General features: G+C 64.2%; 16 protein-coding genes. 1 reads left to right on the top strand and 15 read right to left on the bottom strand.

The genetic code is table 11. From position 1 onward, the window contains the following. Positions 1-382: 382 nt before the first annotated feature. On the bottom strand, positions 383-1,564 hold the full coding sequence (locus VF515_08200) for an amidohydrolase family protein (GenBank protein ID HEX7407615.1): 1,182 nt from the start codon (positions 1,562-1,564) through the stop codon (positions 383-385). Between the two features lie 171 nt (positions 1,565-1,735). Between VF515_08200 and VF515_08195 the strand changes: the two genes are divergently transcribed. Continuing rightward, on the top strand, positions 1,736-3,907 hold the full coding sequence (locus tag VF515_08195; GenBank protein HEX7407614.1) for a penicillin acylase family protein: 2,172 nt from the start codon (positions 1,736-1,738) through the stop codon (positions 3,905-3,907). An 18-nt stretch (positions 3,908-3,925) separates the two neighbouring features. On the opposite strand, the gene VF515_08190 is transcribed toward VF515_08195, so the two are convergent. From VF515_08190 to VF515_08125, 14 genes are all read right to left on the bottom strand, one after another. Further along, the gene (locus tag VF515_08190) at positions 3,926-4,705 is read right to left on the bottom strand and encodes an SDR family oxidoreductase (GenBank protein HEX7407613.1); all 780 of its coding nucleotides are present in this window, start codon (positions 4,703-4,705) and stop codon (positions 3,926-3,928) included. 4 nt (positions 4,706-4,709) lie between these two features. Beyond that, complete coding sequence (locus VF515_08185) at positions 4,710-5,882, bottom strand: acyl-CoA dehydrogenase family protein (protein HEX7407612.1); 1,173 nt, start codon at positions 5,880-5,882, stop codon at positions 4,710-4,712. Positions 5,883-6,001: 119 nt separating this feature from the next. Beyond that, positions 6,002-7,153: an acetyl-CoA C-acetyltransferase gene (locus tag VF515_08180; protein ID HEX7407611.1), complete on the bottom strand. Its 1,152-nt coding sequence runs from the start codon at positions 7,151-7,153 to the stop codon at positions 6,002-6,004. A gap of 70 nt (positions 7,154-7,223) precedes the next feature. Further along, positions 7,224-8,411 (bottom strand): lipid-transfer protein, encoded by a 1,188-nt coding sequence (locus VF515_08175; protein HEX7407610.1) that lies wholly within the window; start codon positions 8,409-8,411, stop codon positions 7,224-7,226. Between the two features lie 68 nt (positions 8,412-8,479). Then, complete coding sequence (locus VF515_08170) at positions 8,480-8,920, bottom strand: OB-fold domain-containing protein (protein ID HEX7407609.1); 441 nt, start codon at positions 8,918-8,920, stop codon at positions 8,480-8,482. A gap of 117 nt (positions 8,921-9,037) precedes the next feature. Continuing rightward, on the bottom strand, positions 9,038-10,102 hold the full coding sequence (locus VF515_08165) for an acyl-CoA dehydrogenase family protein (GenBank protein HEX7407608.1): 1,065 nt from the start codon (positions 10,100-10,102) through the stop codon (positions 9,038-9,040). A gap of 2 nt (positions 10,103-10,104) precedes the next feature. Continuing rightward, on the bottom strand, positions 10,105-11,265 hold the full coding sequence (locus VF515_08160) for an acyl-CoA dehydrogenase family protein (GenBank protein ID HEX7407607.1): 1,161 nt from the start codon (positions 11,263-11,265) through the stop codon (positions 10,105-10,107). Positions 11,266-11,271: 6 nt separating this feature from the next. After that, a complete protein-coding gene (locus tag VF515_08155) occupies positions 11,272-12,039 on the bottom strand; it encodes an enoyl-CoA hydratase family protein (protein HEX7407606.1) in 768 nt (255 codons plus the stop codon). 15 nt (positions 12,040-12,054) lie between these two features. Continuing rightward, entirely contained in the window at positions 12,055-13,110 is a 1,056-nt protein-coding gene (locus VF515_08150; GenBank protein ID HEX7407605.1) for a nitronate monooxygenase, read from the bottom strand. 10 nt (positions 13,111-13,120) lie between these two features. Next, positions 13,121-13,888, bottom strand: a complete 768-nt coding sequence (locus VF515_08145) for a ketoacid CoA transferase (protein HEX7407604.1) — start codon at positions 13,886-13,888, stop codon at positions 13,121-13,123. An 11-nt stretch (positions 13,889-13,899) separates the two neighbouring features. After that, on the bottom strand, positions 13,900-14,763 hold the full coding sequence (locus tag VF515_08140) for a CoA-transferase (GenBank protein HEX7407603.1): 864 nt from the start codon (positions 14,761-14,763) through the stop codon (positions 13,900-13,902). A gap of 168 nt (positions 14,764-14,931) precedes the next feature. Then, a complete protein-coding gene (locus VF515_08135) occupies positions 14,932-15,345 on the bottom strand; it encodes a nuclear transport factor 2 family protein (protein ID HEX7407602.1) in 414 nt (137 codons plus the stop codon). Positions 15,346-15,386: 41 nt separating this feature from the next. Continuing rightward, a complete protein-coding gene (locus VF515_08130; protein ID HEX7407601.1) occupies positions 15,387-16,211 on the bottom strand; it encodes an SDR family NAD(P)-dependent oxidoreductase in 825 nt (274 codons plus the stop codon). 49 nt (positions 16,212-16,260) lie between these two features. Beyond that, positions 16,261-16,896: an EthD domain-containing protein gene (locus tag VF515_08125; protein HEX7407600.1), complete on the bottom strand. Its 636-nt coding sequence runs from the start codon at positions 16,894-16,896 to the stop codon at positions 16,261-16,263. Between the last annotated feature and the right edge of the window lie 442 nt (positions 16,897-17,338).

The raw sequence follows: 17,338 nt of genomic DNA, 5'->3' as shown, positions 1-17,338 counted from the left end.
GTGTAAGCGGCGCGAATTCATCCAGCGTCTGCGCGCACTCGGATTTGAGGGGCCGTACACGGGGACTCGTCATCACTTCATGGTGTTTCGACAGCATCGTTTGGCGATTCCGTCAAACGATGAATACTCGGTGCCGCAGCTGATTCCATAAGGTCTGGTGGCGACAGGCCTCTGTGCCTGTCGCCGGTTGGATGGTCCAGTCGATCCACCGCGGCAGGCACGGAGGCCTGCCGCCACTGGTCCTGGGGCAACGCCCTGGGCGACGGAGACGGCGCATGTTCATGGGCATGCCCTTCGACGTTGCTCAGGACATGCTTGTCGAAGGGCACTTTCAGAGAAAATCGACGGACTCTGCTCAGCCGGAGGTCCGCGTCTTGAACCCTCACGGCGCCGACAAGGCGAGAAAGCGACGCGCGTTCCCGCTGAAGATCATGTCGCGGGCGGCCTTGTCTCCGCCAGTTACGATGAGCAGTTTCGCCACGGTTGGAGCGAGCGGATAAAAGGGCCAATCTGACCCGAACACGAGTCGTTCCGGTCCCAACTCGGCAAGCAACTCCCGCAGCGCCGCCACCCCTTGGCCGGCGATTTCCATCAACACGTTCTGATGCGCCTTGGCAATCGGGATGGCGTCGGCGTAGTCCCGTGCGCCGGCGTGACCGAAGATGAAGCGGACCTGCGGAAACTCCGCGACCGGGGCGACATAGTGTTTCATGGCCGCGTGTTCCCGAGTGAACTCGGGTTCGATGCCGGCGCGCCCGGCGTGAAAGAACACGGGCAAGTCCAGCTCGGCGCAGGCGGCATAAAACGGCATCGCCTGCGGATCGTCCGGATAGAACCGTTGCATGGTCGGATGCAGCTTGACGCCGCGGATGCCCAGTGTCTTCAGCTCGCGCAAGCGTTCGACGGCTCCGCGCACCGTTGGCCGGACCGAGCCGAACAAGATCAACCGCTCCGCCGCCCCCGACTGCGCGATCGCGTCCCGCCACCGCTGCGTCAGATTGTCGCCAAAGGGGAACCCGGGCGACACGGCCAGGACGACGGCGCGCTCCACCCGCATCCTGTCCATCTCCGCAAGCAGGTTGGGAATCGTGTGCGTCTCGGCGGCTCGGCTGCCGAACAGCAGCATGCCGCGAATCTCCGCTTCCATATGGTCGAGCATGTCCGGAGTGGCGATGCGGTTGATGTAGACGTCGAGGTCCAAGACGCAGGGCGGCTGGCTGCCATCGCAGTCGATCAGGTAGCGAGTCTCCGGCGTGCGTCGCAGCAGATCGACCGACGGCGACAGCAGCATGTTGAACGCGAGGTGGGTGTGGAAATCCAGACCGGCCGGCAGATCGTCCACGGTGAGTCGGAGGTCGCCGTTCGCATCCACGGCGAAGTACGGGAGCTCAGCCAGGCCGCGGTAGCCGCGGACCTTCAGCGTCGCTCGCGGGTCACCGAGCGGAACGGACGGCGCTGGCGCTGCCTCGCGCCGGCAGCCACCGGTGAGCGGCGCGGCGAGCATGGAAGCCAGTGCCATCCGCAGGAAGCGACGTCGATCGAGATCCATCGGCTTATGCTCCATTCAACAATCAATCCGCGCCACGCAAGGCCTGTCGATCATCGCTCGGCCACCGGCAAAAGACAAAGCGGTACGACGGTACGGCCATTCCGCCATCCCGTGTGCGCCTCGCACTTGTTCGGCATTACGGGTAAGGTCGCCCGCTGATGCGCCGGCGCGCGACGGGTGGATGCCATGCGAGCCAACCAACACTGGACCATCGAGGGTAACAAACCGATTCACATCGTTCGCGACGAGCACGGGGTGCCGCACGTGCAAGCGTCGACCGAAGCGGATTTGTACCGTGGCCTCGGTTTCTGCCACGCGGTCGATCGGGCGATGCAGATGCTGCTCGTGCGGATTCTCGGCCAGGGACGCGGCTGCGAGGTCCTCGACGCCGGCGACGACATGCTGCGCCTCGATCGTTTTTTTCGTCGCATGAACTTTGGTGGCAGCGCGCATGAAGAGGCGGACCAGCTGCCGGCGGCGGACCGCGCCCTGGCGGAGGCCTACTGCGATGGCGCCAATGCCGCGCTGCGCCAGCGTGTGCCCTGGGAGTTCAAACTGGTGGGATACGCGCCAGCACCGTGGACGGTGGCGGACTCGATCCTGACCTCGCGGGTCGTCGGCTACGTGTCGTTGGCCCAGAGCCAGGGCGAGATGGAGCGACTGCTGGTCGAAATGGTGCAAGCGGGTGTGCCGCGACGGCATCTCGACGAACTGTTCCCCGGCCTCCTGCAGGATCTCGACTCCCAACTGTTGCAGAAGGTCAGGCTCGGCGAGCGCATCGTGCCCGACGCCGTGCGCTGGAACCGGGCGTTGCCGCGGGCCATCGCCTCCAACAATTGGGTCGTCTCCGGCAGCAAGACTGCGAGCGGCCATCCTCTGCTTGCCAACGATCCGCACCTCGAAGCCAACCGCCTCCCCGCGGTGTGGTACGAGGCCGTCCTCGAGCTGGGCGAGCGCTTCTGCATCGCCGCCACCATGCCGGGCCTGCCGGCGCCGGTCATCGGGCGCTCCACCGATCTCGCCTGGGGCGCGACCTACACGTTCATGGACGCGATCGATTCCTGGATCGAAGACTGCCGCGACGGTTGCTATCGCCGCGTGACGGATGCCGGTGAGGTATGGGTGCCTTTTCAGGTACGCACTGAGGTGATCAAGCGCAAGAAGAAGTCGGATGTGAGGCTGTGCTTCTATGAAAACGATCACGGCGTGCTCGACGGCGATCCGGCGCAGCCGGGGCTGTATCTGGCGACACGCTGGGCGTCGGGTGCAGAAACGGGCGCGGTGTCCCTGTCGACGGCATTCGGAATGTGGCATGCCGCGGAAGTTGCCGCGGGCATGGAGCTGCTCGGACGGATGGAGACGGCATGGAATTGGGTTTTGGCCGATCGGCACGGCAACATCGGCTACCAGATGTCCGGACGGATGCCGGTGCGGAGTGAAGGCCGCAATGGGTTGGTGCCGTTGCCGGGCTGGGATCCAGAGAACGACTGGAAAGGATTCGTTGCGGTGAGTGATCTGCCGCGCGCGTTCAATCCGCCCGCCGGTTTTCTGGTCACCGCCAACAACGATCTGAACCATCTTGGCCGTGCGCATCCCATCAATCTGCCGATGGGCGCCTATCGCGCCGAGCGCATCGCCGACCTCCTCGCCGGCCGCAATGATTGGAGCGTCACGGCCATGCAGCAGATGCAGATGGACGTCTACTCGCTCCAGGCGGCGCGGTTCATGGACGTTCTGCGGCCGTTGCTGCCGAAGAGCACACACGGTGATGCGCTGCGCCAGTGGGACTGCTGCTATGATTTGGCGTCCACCGGCGCCTACCTGTTTGAGAAGTTCTACCGTGCGCTCGTTAACGAGGTATTCGGCGCGGTGTGCGGTCCGGAGGTGACGCGCTTCCTCATCGAGGAGACGGGTATTCTGGTCGACTTCTACGCCAATGGCGATCGCGTGCTGCTGCAAGGTGACAGCGCATGGTACGGTGAAGAAGGTCGCGATGGCGTCTTCAGGCGAGTCGCCGCCGGGACGTTGGTTGGGCCATTGCGGCAATGGGGCAGTCAACGGCAGCTGCTGATGAAGCACCTGATGCTCGGCGGCCGGCTGCCGGCATGGATCGGGTTTGACCACGGGCCGGTGCCGATCATGGGCGGCCGCAGCACCATCCATCAAGGCCAGATCTATCGTTCGGGTGGCCGCGACACGAGCTTCGCGCCTTCGTATCGCATCGTCACTGACTTGGGTGAAGCGGCCGCCCATACCTGCCTGGCCGGCGGCCCGTCGGACCGGCGCTTCTCACGCTGGTACGTCTCCGGCGTAGACGACTGGCTCGCCGGGCGGTTCAAGACGCTGAAGCCGACGTGAGTGCGACGCACCGCTCTGTCAGGCGCCGGGCTTCTTGGCCGCGTCCAGATAGGCGGGGCGCTCGCCGCCGCCGTGCAGCAGGATGCTCGCGCCGCTGATGTAACTGGCGAGCGGCGAGGCGAGGAAGAGGCAGAGGTCGCCGACGTCCTCGGGCTTGCCCAGCCGGCCCAAGGGGACGGTGGCGGCAACGGCGGCGATGCCGGCTTCGTCACCGTAGTGGAGCTGAGATTGCTCGGTGCGGATCATCCCGGCAGTCACGGCGTTGACCCGCACCTTGGGGGCCCACTCCACTGCCAGGGTTTGTGTGAGGTTCAACAAGCCGGCTTTGGCTGCGCCGTATGCCGCAGTGCCGGGAGAGGGGCGGATGCCGCTGACGCTGGCGATGTTGATGATGGCGCCGCCGTCAGCCTGCTTCTGCATGACGGCGTTGGCACGCTGCGCAAAGCTGAGCGGCGAAATGAGGTTGAGCCGGATGATCGATTCCGAGAAGCGCGGCGAAGCCGTCGCGGCATCGGCCGTGGGCGTGCCGCCGACGTTGTTGACTAACACGTCGAGGCGTCCGAAACGTTCGGTGGCGAAGGTCACCACCTTGTCGATCTGTTCGATCTCGCGCACATCGGCGGCGACGAACAGTGCCGGCTTGCTGCCAGCGCTCGGAGACGTCTCGGGCTCCTTGCGGCCGCAGATCACGACGTCAGCGCCGGCTTCGAGAAAGCGGCTGGTGATGCCGCGTCCCACACCTCTGCCGCCACCGGTGACGATGACGACCTTGCCGGAGAAGTCGAGAGGATTGGTCATTCCTTCACCACGACCTTTTGCCGGAGGGAGAGGGAGCAGAGAGGCCAATCCGCTGCGCTACCAACTCACGGTGGTAGGTGGCGTCGCCGAGGAAGACCTCGCTCGACTTGGCGCGCTTGAAGTAGAGGTGGACGTCGTACTCCCAGGTGAAGCCGACACCGCCGTGAATCTGCACGCTCTCGGCGGCGCAATGGAAATAGGCGTCGGAGCAGTAGGCCTTGGCCAGGGAGGCCAGCGCCGGCAGCTCGGGATCGTCCACGGAAGCGGCCCAGCCGGCGTAGTAACTGGCGGAGCGCGCCGACTCCACCCGCAGCAACATGTCGGCGCACTTGTGTTTGATGGCCTGAAACGAGCCGATCGGGCGTCCGAACTGGATGCGCTCTTTGGCGTACTGGACCGACATGTCGAGACAGCGTTGCGCGCCGCCCACCTGTTCGGCGGAAAGCGCGATGGCGGCGCGATCGAGAGTCGTGTTCAAGCTACCCCAGCCCTCGCCCTCGTTGCCCATCAAGGCCGAAGCGGGAACTCGTACGTTACGAAAAACGATTTCCGCCTGCTTGCGCGTCTGGTCCATGGTGGGCAGGAGGCGCCGCTCGATACCAGTTGTATTGGCCGGCACGACGAAGAGACTGACGCCGTCCTGCCCACGCGAGGCTTGGCGCCGCGCGGCTACGATGAGCAGTTGCGCCGTATGGCCGTCGACCACGAACGTCTTGGTGCCGTTCAGGATGAAGTCGCTGCCGTCGCGCCTGGCCACCAGTTCGATTCCGGCGGCGTCCCAACGGCCCTTCGGTTCGGTAAAGGCGAGCGTGGCGGTGGTCTCGCCGGCCGCAATGCCCGGGAGGTGTTCCTGCTTTTGCTCCTCCGTCCCACCGAGCAGCAAAGCGTTTCCGGCAAGGCACACGGTGGAAAAGAACGGGGCACAGAGGAGCGCCGCGCCCATCTCTTCCATGAGGCCGACCAGCTCGACGTACGTCAGTCCCGCGCCGCCGTACGCTTCCGGAATGATGATCGACGTCCAACCGAGCTCGGCGCCGATGCGGCCCCACACCTCGGGGTCGTACCCCGCGTCGGTCTCCATGACCTTGCGGATCTGCGCCGGCGAGCAATGGTCCGCAAGAAAGTCGCGGGCCGCCGCGCGCAACGCTTCCTGTTCTTCGTTGAAGGCAAATCTCATGTGGCACCAGATAGCTATCAGCTGTCAGCTATCAGCAGTCAGCCGGAGCCCCGGCCAGGCTTTCCCTAGCCGATGCTCCAAGTGAAGGCCGACAGCTGATCGCTGACCGCTTGGTTTCTTCATATTCTCTCAATGATGGTGACGTTGGCCTGACCGCCACCCTCGCACATGGTCTGCAATCCGTAACGGCCGCCGGTGCGCTCGAGTTCGCAGAGAAGCGTGGTCATCAGGCGCGCGCCGGTGGCGCCGAGCGGGTGCCCGAGAGCAATGGCGCCGCCATTGACGTTGACCTTGGCGAGATCCCAGCCGGTTTCCTTCTGCCAGGCGAGTACGACCGAGGCGAAGGCTTCGTTGATCTCGACCAGATCGATGTCCTTCTGCTTCAGGCCGCTGCGTTCCAAGGCGTAAGCCGTGGCCGGGATCGGCGCGGTGAGCATCCACACCGGATCGGCCCCGCGCACGCTGATGTGATGAATGCGTGCGCGCGGCTTGAGGTGGTGCTGTTTCACCGCCCGCTCCGATACGACCAGCACGGCGGCGGCGGCGTCGGAGATCTGGCTGGATACGCCCGCCGTCAAACGCCCACCCTCGGTGAGGGTTTTCAGCGAAGCCATCTTCTCGAGTGACGTGTCGCGCCGCGGTCCCTCGTCGGTGGTCACGCCGTCATACGGCACGATCTCACGCGTGAACCGGCCTTGGTCGATTGCCTGGATCGCTCGCCGGTGACTTTCGAAGGCGAAGCGCTCCATGTCTTGGCGCAGGATGTTCCACTTCTCCGCGATCATTTCCGCCGAGCGAAACTGTGAGACTTCTTGCGTGCCGTAGCGTGCCACCCAGCCCTTGGAGGTCGAGAAGGGATCGGGGAAACCCATCGGCTGCGCCAAGGTCATCGCCGAGGCAATCGGGATCATGCTCATGTTCTGCACGCCACCGGCGACGATCACGTCATTGGTTCCGCTCATCACTGCTTGCGCGGCAAAGTGGATGGCCTGCTGCGATGAACCGCACTGCCTGTCGATGGTCGTGCCCGGAACCTCGTCCGGCAGTCCCGCTGCCAGCCAGCAGGTGCGGGCGATGTCGCCGGCCTGGGGACCGATGGTATCAACGCAGCCGAAGAACACATCCTCGACGGTGTGCGGGTCGATGCCGGTGCGCTGCACCAGCGCCTTGATCACGTGTGCGCCCAGGTCGGCAGGGTGCGCGGTGCTCAGGCCGCCTTTGCGCCTGCCGACTGGGGTGCGAACCGCATCGATGATGTATGCTTCAGCCATCTCTGTTCTCCTTGCGTTCGATGTTGGACGCCCTCACCCCGACCCTCTCCCAGAGGGCGAGGGAAGAGTTCTACCGTTTCACGATCACCGACGAGCCGTGTCCGAACAGTCCCTGGTTTGCGGTAATGCCGACCTTGGCTCCGGGGACCTGTCGGCCGCTGGCCTCGCCCCGGATCTGCCAGACCAGCTCGCACACCTGCGCAATTGCCTGTGCCGGAACGGCCTCTCCAAAACAGGTCAGACCGCCACTCGGGTTGACCGGTACCCGCCCACCGATGGTGGTGTGCCCATCGTTGAGCAGCCGTTCGGCTTCTCCGGGCTTGCACAGCCCGATGTTTTCATACCAATCCAGCTCGAGCGCGGTCGACAGATCATACACCTCGGCCAGATTCACATCTTCGGGACCAAGGCCCGCCTCTTCGTACGCGCCGGCTGCGATCGAGTCGCGGAACGGAACACGCGGTGGCGCGGCGCTATGCGCGGAATCGGTGGCGAAGTTCGGCATCTCGATGACGGTGTTGGGATAGCGTGGCGTCACGGTCGAAATTGCCGCGATGGTGATGGGTTTGGCCGTGCGCTGGCGCGCATATTTCAGGCTCGACAGCACTACCGCCGCGCCGCCGTCGCTGGTGGCGCAGATCTCCAGCAGCCGCAGCGGATCGGACACCATGGGCGACTTCAGAACTTCGTCCTCGGTGTACTCCTTGCGGTATCTCGCGTTCGGGTTCGTCAGCCCGTGCTTGGCGTTCTTGATCTTCACCTTGGCAAAGTCACGCTCTGTGGCCCCGTACAGATCCATGCGCCTACGGGCATAGAACGCGAAGTAGGTCGGATTGGTGGCACCAAGCAGGCGGAACCGCAGCCAGTCGGGGTCATCCGGCCGGTCTCCTGAGGTGGGGGCCAGAAAGCCCTTGGGGGTCGTGTCGGCGCCGACGACGAGGGCCACGTCACAGAATCCTGCTAGGATCTGCGCCCGTGCCGCGTTCATGGCCGTGGCGCCCGAGGCGCAGGCGGCATACGAGCTGGCGACGCGCGCCCCCGACCAGCCCAGTGCCTGCGCGAAGGTGGCACCGGCGACGTAGCCGGGATAGCCGCAGCGCATGGTGTCGGCACCCGAAATGAACTGAATGTCATTCCACTCGACGCCGGCGTCTTTGAGGGCATCGCGACAGGCTTTGACGCCATACTCGACGAAGTTCTTGCCCCATTTTCCCCACGGGTGCATTCCCACCCCGAGGATCGCAACTTCCTTTGCCATCATTGACCTCCCAATTCTCTTCTCCCTCGCCCTCCGGGAGAGGGTCGGGGTGAGGGCTACTTCGGCGGTCAGGCGCCTACCGGCTTCCACTTCCAGACGATGTACTCGACGTCCTTATCTTCGAAGAGCTTTTCCAGCACGAGCTCCATCTCCATGCCGACCTTCAGTGTGTTGAGATCGACGCCGCTGGCAACTTGCCCGAGGATCACCATCTGCTCATTCGCCAACTCCACGGCCGCGATGGAATAGGGGACGAAGGGATCAGGAGAGATATAGGGCGCGGGCGGTTGATAGTGGTTGGTGCTGAAGGACCAGACCTTTCCGGTGCGACTCAAGGGAACTTCCTCGAATTCGGTCCCGGCGCAGCCGGGGTTGCGGCAGAAGAACGATTCCTTGGGGAAGAAGTAGCTCTTGCAGGCGGTGCAGCGGCTGCCGAGGAGGTGTGGCGCGCGCGAGTCCATGGTGAACCAGCCCTGGATTGCCGGAGCCTGCGTTTTCGTCTGGTCCATTTCGTTCCCCTCTCAATCGAACTGTCGGGCCGGCTGTGCCGGCCACCGTTGGTTGTCTCCTCAACAAAATCGGCCGGCGCAGCCGGCCCTACGAATCCTCGGCGCGCATGGTGCCCTTCAAGCGGCAGTCTCTCGGGCTGCTGGAAAGGTCTCGGGAAGCACGGCGCCGTCGAGGATGGCGGCGGCGACGCGGGCGCGGTGCCAGGCGCCGGTGCCCCATGCGATGTCGAGTGCCCAAGCTCGCTTCATCCAAATTTGCAGATCCTGTTCCCAGGTATATCCGATGGCACCGTGCACCTGGAGCGCCGTCTTTGCGGCCAGCACCGCGGCCTCGGATGCCGCCAGCTTCGCCTGAGAAACGTCGATGGCCCGTGTGACCGCGTCGTGCGCCACCGAAAAGGCGGAGCGGTACACGACGGGGCGGGCGAACTCGATGCGAACCGCGACGTTCGCGAGCATATGTTTGATCGCTTGGAACGAGCCGATCGGCTTGCCAAACTGCTCGCGTTCGGTGGCATAGCGCACGGCCATATCGACAAGCTGTTGCCCGATACCGAGTTGCTGGGCGGCGCACGCCAGGGCGGCGCGGTCGAGGGCGGCGGCGAGCAGGCGGCGGCCTTCTTCTCCCCGCGCCACGCAGGTCTCGCCCGACGGCTTCCAGTCCACACGAAAGAGCCGGCGCGACGGGTCGTTGCAAGGTTGATGCTCCAGGGTCACCTGGTCGCGCGGCACCGCGTGGATCTCGTTGTTGCGTTGCAGGAGCAGCAGGTGTGCGACGTGGGCGTCTGCGACGAACGGGTTGACCTCGTGCCCCACCGTGAGAATCGCCTCACCGGCGGCCACCTTCGGCAGCCACTGCTCACCCAGTTTCTTGCGCTTCAGACCGGCGAGGAGTGGCACGCCGACCGCGGCGGTCTCGGCCACGGGTTCCGGGAGCGCGGCTCGGCCGGCCTCCTCGAGCAGCAATACGAGGTCGACCTCACTGCTGCCCAGGCCCCCGTGCGCTTCCGGGACAAGCAAGCCGAGCACACCGATCTCCGCCAGCTTGGACCACAATTCCGGCGCGCGGCCGGTCTCGGTTTGCCAGAGGGCGCGAAGGTGTGCCGGGGTGCACTCCTTTTCGAGAAACTTGCGGACGCTTTCCTGGAACCCGCGTTGGTCTTCGGTGAACTGGAACTGCATCGCTAACTCCTGGGCAGCTTGAGCAAGCGCTCGGCGATGACGTTGCGTTGAATTTCGTTGGTGCCGGCATAGATGGGTCCGGCCATGGCAAACAGGAACCCGTCGAGCCAATTGCCGGGATTCTCGGCGCCGGGCGCATGCGGCAGAAGCTGCGCGCGCGGGCCGAGCAAGGCGAGCGCCGTCTCGTGCATGTGCACGTCCATTTCCGACCAGAAGATCTTGTTGAGGCTGGCCTCGGCGCCGATGCTGCCGCCTTGCATGAGCCGTGACACCGTCCAATAGGTGTTCAGCGCGTACGCTTCCGCGTTCATCCACGCGCGCGCCACGGCGTGGCGCAGACACGAATCCGCTGTCTTGGCGTATATCTTGTACAGAGCGATCAGCTTACGCGCGGTTGCCTGGTAGCGTGCCGGGCTGCGCAGCATGAGGCCGCGCTCGAAGCCCGCGGTTGCCATCGCCACATTCCAGCCTTGATTCTCCCCGCCCAGGCGGTTCTCCACCGACACGCGAACATCATCGAAGAAGACCTCGGCAAACCCCGTCTCGCCGTCGAGCTGTGCGATCGGCCGCACTGTGATTCCCGGGAGATCGAGCGGCAACAGGATGAAGGTGAGGCCGCGATGCTTTTCCGAGTTTGGATCGGAGCGGAAGATGCCGAACAGCCAGTCGGCGAATGCCCCACGCGAGCACCACGTCTTCTGGCCGTTGAGGATGTAATGCTCGCCGTCTCTGCGCGCGGTGGCGCGGATGGCCGCCATGTCGCTGCCGGCGTTCGGCTCCGACCACCCTTGCGCCCAGACCTCTTCACCGGACGCCATGTGCGGCAGGTAACGGATCTTCTGCTGCTCGCTGCCGAACTCCATCAACGTCGGACCCAGCAGGAAGATGCCGTTTTGATTCACCCGACCCGGTGCGGCCACGCGGAAGTACTCTTCTTCGAAGATGAGCCACTCGATCAGGTTGGCGCCGCGGCCGCCGTACTCGACCGGCCAGTTGACTGCCGACCACCGGCCTTCGTTCAGGGTGCGCTCCCAGTCGCGGTGCTGCTGAAACCCCTCTGCCGTATCGAAGGATTTCAGCGGTGTCTTCGGTACGTGGGTTTCCAGCCACGCCCGCGCTTCGAGCCGGAAGGCCTCTTCTTCGGGGGTGAACGTCAACTCCATCCTGGTCTAGTCCTTGGACTTATCGGTGAAGGCCGCCTCGCGCTTCTCGACGAAAGCGGAGCGCGCTTCTTGCGAGTCGGGTGAGGTGTACAGCTCGAACGTGAAGCCCTGCTCGAAGCGGTAGCTCTTCTTGATGTCGAGCAGCTCGATGCCGTTCAACGCCCACTTGGCGAGACGGACCGCTCGCGGACTCTTGGCCGCGATGTTCTCGGCCAATGCCCGTGCCGTCGGCAGCAGCTCCTCGCGTTTGACGACCGACTCGACGGCGCCCAGGCGGTAAGCCTCCGCGGCCGTGATCGGCTGGCCGGTGTAAAACATCCGCCGAACCTTTTGTACGGGGAACATCCGCATGAGGTGGGTGGCGGCCCCCATGGCGCCGCGGTCGATTTCGGGAAGGCCGAAGGTGGCGTCCTCCGAGGCGATGATGATGTCGGAGGAGCCGACCAGACCGATCCCGCCGCCCAAGCAGAAGTTGTGCACGGCAGTAATGACAGGGACCGGACAATCGTAGACGGCCGCGAAGCTGTCGTAGCAGCCTCGGTTCACCTTCACGATCAGGCTGCCGTCACGGGCCAGCTCCTTGATGTCGACGCCGGCGCAGAACCCACGTCCGTTGCCGGCCAAGAGCACAACCCGTACGTTCTCGTCCTCGCCCAGGGCCCGGATGGTTTTGGCGAGGTGCGCCCAGCCCGCGCTATCGAGCGCGTTCACCGGGGGATAGTCGAGAAGAACCTCCGCCACACCCTTTTCGTCGACATTCGTCTTGACGTACACAAACGACTCCTTGCCCTAGTTTGCGAGGGCGGCCAGTGTCTGCTCCGCTTCGCTGATGATTCTCTGGATGAGTTCCGCGCAGGTCGGCCGATCGTTGATGAGACCCGCCACCACGCCGCTGGGCAGCACGCCTTCCGCCGGACGGCCTTCGACCATGGACCGGCGGATGAAGACCGGCGCGTTGGCGGCCATCAGCATCTGGGTCCGGGTCAGGTTGTCGCCACGCCGCAATGCCAGCGCCGAGGTCAGGAGCTCTCGGATCGAGGCGCCGCTCAGCTTGCGATATTCCAGGCCGCTGCGGAGGGCGCGAATGAACCTGGTGAGTGAGTGACTCGACTCGAGCCGGCCGACGAACTCATTCATGATGACGCGTTGGGGTAGGCCGTCCACCTGCTTGGTCACGAAGATGTCATTGACGGTCGCGGCGAAATACCGCTTCGCGGTTTCTCCCGGCAGCGGGCTCTCCGCCGTCAGCAGGAAACGCGTGCCCATGGCGATGCCGGTGGCGCCGTAGGCCAAGGCGGCGACCAGGCCGCGTCCGTCACGGAAGCCGCCCGCGGCGACCACCGGGACTTTGACGGCATCGACAACCTGCGGCACCAGGATCGAGGTGGGCACGGAGCCGGTATGTCCGCCACCCTCGCCACCTTGCGCGATGATGATGTCGGCACCGAGCTTGACCGCCTTCTGCGCGTGACGCACGGCACCCACGGTTGGGACGCACAGGACACCGGCCTGCTTCAGCCGCTCGATGAACCGCGGATTGGGACCACGGCCATAACTGGCCGCCTTCACGTCGTGGCGGACGATCAACTCCACGATGTCGCGGGCCCCCGGTTGCTCCATCAAGAAGTTCACGCCGAACGGCCGGTCGGTGAGTTCTTTCACCTTCAAGATGGACGGTTCGAACTCGTCCGGGCGGAGTGTGGCCGCGGCGAGGAAGCCGAAGGCTCCGGCGTTGGATGTGGCGGCGACCAGCTCGGGAGTTGCCACCCAACCCATCGCCGTTTGGATGATTGGGTAGCGGGCACCGAGAACTTCGCAGAGGCGTGTACGCAGCGCTGAGGACACCGTGTGAACCTTACTGGAAGACGCTGGCGCGCAAGTTGTGGGGGTCGATGACTTCCTGGATGATCCGCAACTCCTCGCCGGTTGGTATGCGTGTCTCACCCAGGCCGTCAGCCACTGCCAGCTCGAAGCTGGTTTGTTTCTGTACCTGCTCCGGCGTCACGCCAGGGTGTACGGACCGGATCCGCATGGCATGGTGTGGGCCGGCGAAGTCGAGAACCGCGAGGTTGGTCACCACCCGACGAAGCTCGTGGAAATCTTGCTTGACCCCCGGTGCCCAGCGCTCCGGGTCGTAGCCGACGCCCGAGGCCATGTCCACGCGCTCGACGAATGTGCGCGGTGTGTGGTTGGAGATGAAGAAGCTGCACGGGTGGTTGATGGTGTTCCCCGGAATTCCTCGCACGCCCAGCAGTTGCGCCTTCGGCTTGCGCCAGTCTCCAATGCAGCTGATGTTGATGCTGCCAAAGCGATCGATCTGGGTTGGAGTGGTCATGGCATGGCGCTTCCCGCTCCAGAGCAAATCGAAGATGTGCCGGAACGGCATCCAGCCCTCGACCTTGAGTTGATAGCCGTCCCGGGGTCCCACGGGGACAGGTTCGGAGACCAGATACGCTTCGCTATCGGTCATCAGAAGGTCCGGGCTGAACGTGAGCTTCGCCAAGCTGGCGGCCAGTCGCGGGACCAGGCCGATGCCTGATGCCAGGATTTCGCTGTCGCCGCGCCAGGCCTCGGCGCAGGCGGTGATACAGAGCTCGGCCAGCGTATAGTCAATGTGTGGCATCGTGGGTTGCCTCAGAACACCGTGGGGGGGATGCCGGCGACACGAACCGCACCGCCGACCGTCTCGAGGTACTGATCCTGGCTGACATCAACATACTGCTTGCGGTACCCCTGCCAGGCTTCGGGGCTTGCGGCGGCCACGTAGGTCTTCAAGTGTTCAAGGTCGATACCGTACCGCGGCGAGCACGCAGTCGGGTGGGCGCCGAACGGGATCTCGACGACGCCGTCAACCAGGCTGCGGTTCAGCTGCAAGGTGTGAACGCAGCCAAGGTCGTTGAGCTGTTGTGTCTCGACGATGCGTTCGCAACTCGCGTAGCGCCGCTTCGCCGCGCCGCAGAAGAGGTCGTCGAAGTAGGGATCGGGGCCGAGGATCTGGCTGTTGCCGCGTGTGTCGGCATGATTCACGTGAATGAGCGCGGCGTCCAGCGTGAGCGCCGGCATCGCCAGCAGCACCTCGCCGTCGGCGTACGGCGATTGCACCGTCTTGAGATGCGGGTTGAGCCGTTCCACGTCGCAGGCGAGACCGGCTCGTGTCGGCAGGAAGGGCAGCCGTAGTGCGGCGGCCTTGAGCCCCCACTGGAGCATGCCCTCATCGATTTCCATCGCCTCGATCGCCCCCGACTGCCGGGCGACGCGAAAGTGCGGATCCAGTGCGATGACGTCCAGCGTGACGAAGCCAAACACCAACTTACGGACCTTCCCGGCGGCGCACAGCATGCCCACGTCGGGTCCACCGTAGGAGACCAGCGTCAGATCTTTGAGCGGCGAGCGCAGGATCTCTCGGATGAGAGCCATGGGCTTTCGCCGGGCGCCCCAGCCGCCGATGCCGATGGTCATTCCGTCGCGGAGTTCGCCGATTACCTGGCCCGGCGTCATGCGCTTGTTCACCGTTGTCCCGCCTTCCTTACTAAGATGAATGCCCTAGCTTCCGCCTTCAGAAACAAACGTTCGTTTGACCTACGTTGCACGCCCACCGGGCGGAATGCGGTAACCTACTGGAAAAGGATGATCTTGGTCAAATTCGGTCGCTCGCTGGCCCGTTGTTCAAGACGGTGGCATCACACTGGCCATCATCTTCTCGAACTCCCAGAACGCGCGGAGCGAAACGATCTTGCCCGCGGCGTTCACCCTGTAGACGAAGACGCCTTCGGCGATGGCCTTCATGCCGTTCGGCAGGGTGGTCGTGATCTTCCCGACGTTCGCTACCTCATCCCCGGCAGCGTAAGAGTGCGAGATATCGAACTCGATTTTGTTCGCTCCGATGTTCGTGTCCCAGAAGGCACTGATGGCCGCTTTGCCGACCTGGCCTTTGCCTGTAGGGTCGAGTGGGGAGACGCCCACGGGGTCTTCGATGATTGCATCGTTGGCGAAAAGGTCTAGCCATGCTTCCTTGGTTTTCGCCTGCACCGCTTTCATCGAGCGCTGCGAAGCGAGTCGTGCCGGGTGTTCGTCAGCCATCATGCCTCCTCTTGATCAGGCGATAAGAATCACAGGGGTGGCTATGGATTCAAGGGGGAGTTGGTCCACCTGCCGCTGGTGGTGCGGTACCAACCGCCGGCAGCATACGTTCCGCCATCGGCGTGCACCGTGGTGCCGGTCACGAATCGGGAGAGATCCGAGGCAAGGAACACCGCCACGCCGGCAATGTCGTCGGGCATGCCGAAACGGCCCAGGGGCACCCAGATCGGAACCAGGTGCCGTTGCTCGGGCGGGACCCATTGATCGTACGGCACCTGAATCGTCTGGGTCACGTCGGGTGCGATGGCGTTGACACGGATGCCGTACTGGGCCACTTCCAGCGCGAAGCTCTTGGTGAACTGCGTGACGCCTCCCTTGAAGGCGGAGTAGACGGCGCAATGCGGTATGCCGCGGAAGGCTTCGACGGTGGAGACGTTGATGATGCTCCCGCCGCTTCCCCGCTCAATCATTCTGGGCGCGATAGCGCGGGTGCACAGGAAGACGTGCTTGAGGTTGATGTGATACAGCGCCTCCCAGTCCTCCTCGGTCGTCTCCAGAAAGGGCTTGGCCGCCAGGTAGTCGCCCACGTTGTTCACCAGCACGTCCACCTGCCCGAATTCCCGCAAGGCGGCATCCGCCAGAGTTCCGCATTGGTCCTTCTCTTGAACATCTACCACCGAGGCCATCGCCCGGCCCCCTGACGCCTCGATCTCCGCCACCGTGGCCTTGGCCCGAACGGGATCTCTCTCTGCTACGACGACTTTGGCTCCGTGTGAAGCGAAAGCGAGGGCAATGCCCTTTCCAATGCCGCCACCGCCGCCGGTGACTACGGCTACCTTGTCAGCCAAAAGCGACGTTGAGCCCATAGGGAACCTCCTTTTGCCTTCGATGACTTTGGATACGCTTGATCTTGGCCTACTTGCCCGCGTGAGTGACGACGAACCGGTCGGTGGTGAAAAATGCCCAGATGCGGCTGCGATCCATAAAGCCGGCGATGTCCTCGGCCACGACCTGCCGGCTCTGCTCATCGCGGTAGAGGTGGAGGGCGTAGTCGTCGGCGCTGGCGAAGTGGAGCAGGGCGATAGCCTCGCAGTGGCGGGAGCCATCCAACGCCGTGGTCACGAACGATTGGACGTAGCGGCGGATCGCCGGGTGGTGGACACGTGCGATGACGGCGTGGGCGCGGTAACGATCGATGAACTGTGTGGGGCTGAGGCCGGGAAGGCGGCACGAGCACGCCACCATGGTGTAGCCGGTCAATACACCGGGCGCGTCATCCCAGTGGAGGACCTCGTGGACCTCGTAGCCACCGACGATCTCCGCATGATCCGCAAGCGCATCGGCCGCGGTTCGGAGAGCGTCGGGTGCGTCGGATTGCCACACGACCATCGCATCGGCCGTCGACGGGCTTGTCTTCATGTCACTCGGTGCGGCCAGCTCGATTACTGCATCGACCAGGCCCGCGCGGCAGGCCGCGCCGACCAGATGGCCGATGAAAGTGTTTGCGCCGACGCCCGTGGGCCGGCGCAAGATGAGCACGTGCTTCGGCACCACTACTTTGCCGCAGGTTGTTCCGTTCGATGCGCCGATTTTCGTAACTCGCCGATCGCCGAGCGGAACGCCTCGATGGTGATCTCGACAGTATGCGGCGACACCGCAGCCAAATGTTGGCTGGCTGTAGCATGCGTAACTTGAGATCGTCAACAAGCGTTTCCCTTGACTGAGTCTGTCGATTTTCTCCGAACGCACCCTTCGACAGGCTCAGGGTGAGCGGAAGAACTTCTATTTGATGGACGCTGAGACCGCTCGTGCTGAGGCTCTCGAAGCACGTCTTCGCATTTATCGACAGTCTCGGTAAGGAGGGGAACCGTTCCGCATATTGTTCGGCAGGTGGCGCCGCCGCATCTCGGCTTTCTTGGTTCTTGCTCGGTCACACGAGAGAGCGTAATTGAGGGGTCATGCCCAGCGTGACTTTGAAGGCCCACTATGACGG

The sequence above is a fragment of the Candidatus Binatia bacterium genome (genome assembly GCA_036382395.1).
Taxonomy (GTDB): Bacteria; Desulfobacterota; Binatia; order HRBIN30; family HRBIN30; genus JAGDMS01.
Note: the sequence above shows the minus strand (reverse complement) of the source record. Positions and strands in the feature narration are given on the sequence as shown.

Excerpts from the sequence above, each read along its gene's own strand:
- VF515_08200 (HEX7407615.1), bottom strand. The coding sequence starts at position 1,564 with ATGGAGCATAAGCCGATGGATCTCGATCGACGTCGCTTCCTGCGGATG.
- VF515_08195 (HEX7407614.1), top strand. The coding sequence starts at position 1,736 with ATGCGAGCCAACCAACACTGGACCATCGAGGGTAACAAACCGATTCAC.
- VF515_08190 (HEX7407613.1), bottom strand. The coding sequence starts at position 4,705 with ATGACCAATCCTCTCGACTTCTCCGGCAAGGTCGTCATCGTCACCGGT.
- VF515_08185 (HEX7407612.1), bottom strand. The coding sequence starts at position 5,882 with ATGAGATTTGCCTTCAACGAAGAACAGGAAGCGTTGCGCGCGGCGGCC.
- VF515_08180 (HEX7407611.1), bottom strand. The coding sequence starts at position 7,153 with ATGGCTGAAGCATACATCATCGATGCGGTTCGCACCCCAGTCGGCAGG.
- VF515_08175 (HEX7407610.1), bottom strand. The coding sequence starts at position 8,411 with ATGGCAAAGGAAGTTGCGATCCTCGGGGTGGGAATGCACCCGTGGGGA.
- VF515_08170 (HEX7407609.1), bottom strand. The coding sequence starts at position 8,920 with ATGGACCAGACGAAAACGCAGGCTCCGGCAATCCAGGGCTGGTTCACC.
- VF515_08165 (HEX7407608.1), bottom strand. The coding sequence starts at position 10,102 with ATGCAGTTCCAGTTCACCGAAGACCAACGCGGGTTCCAGGAAAGCGTC.
- VF515_08160 (HEX7407607.1), bottom strand. The coding sequence starts at position 11,265 with ATGGAGTTGACGTTCACCCCCGAAGAAGAGGCCTTCCGGCTCGAAGCG.
- VF515_08145 (HEX7407604.1), bottom strand. The coding sequence starts at position 13,888 with ATGCCACACATTGACTATACGCTGGCCGAGCTCTGTATCACCGCCTGC.
- VF515_08140 (HEX7407603.1), bottom strand. The coding sequence starts at position 14,763 with ATGACGCCGGGCCAGGTAATCGGCGAACTCCGCGACGGAATGACCATC.
- VF515_08135 (HEX7407602.1), bottom strand. The coding sequence starts at position 15,345 with ATGGCTGACGAACACCCGGCACGACTCGCTTCGCAGCGCTCGATGAAA.
- VF515_08130 (HEX7407601.1), bottom strand. The coding sequence starts at position 16,211 with ATGGGCTCAACGTCGCTTTTGGCTGACAAGGTAGCCGTAGTCACCGGC.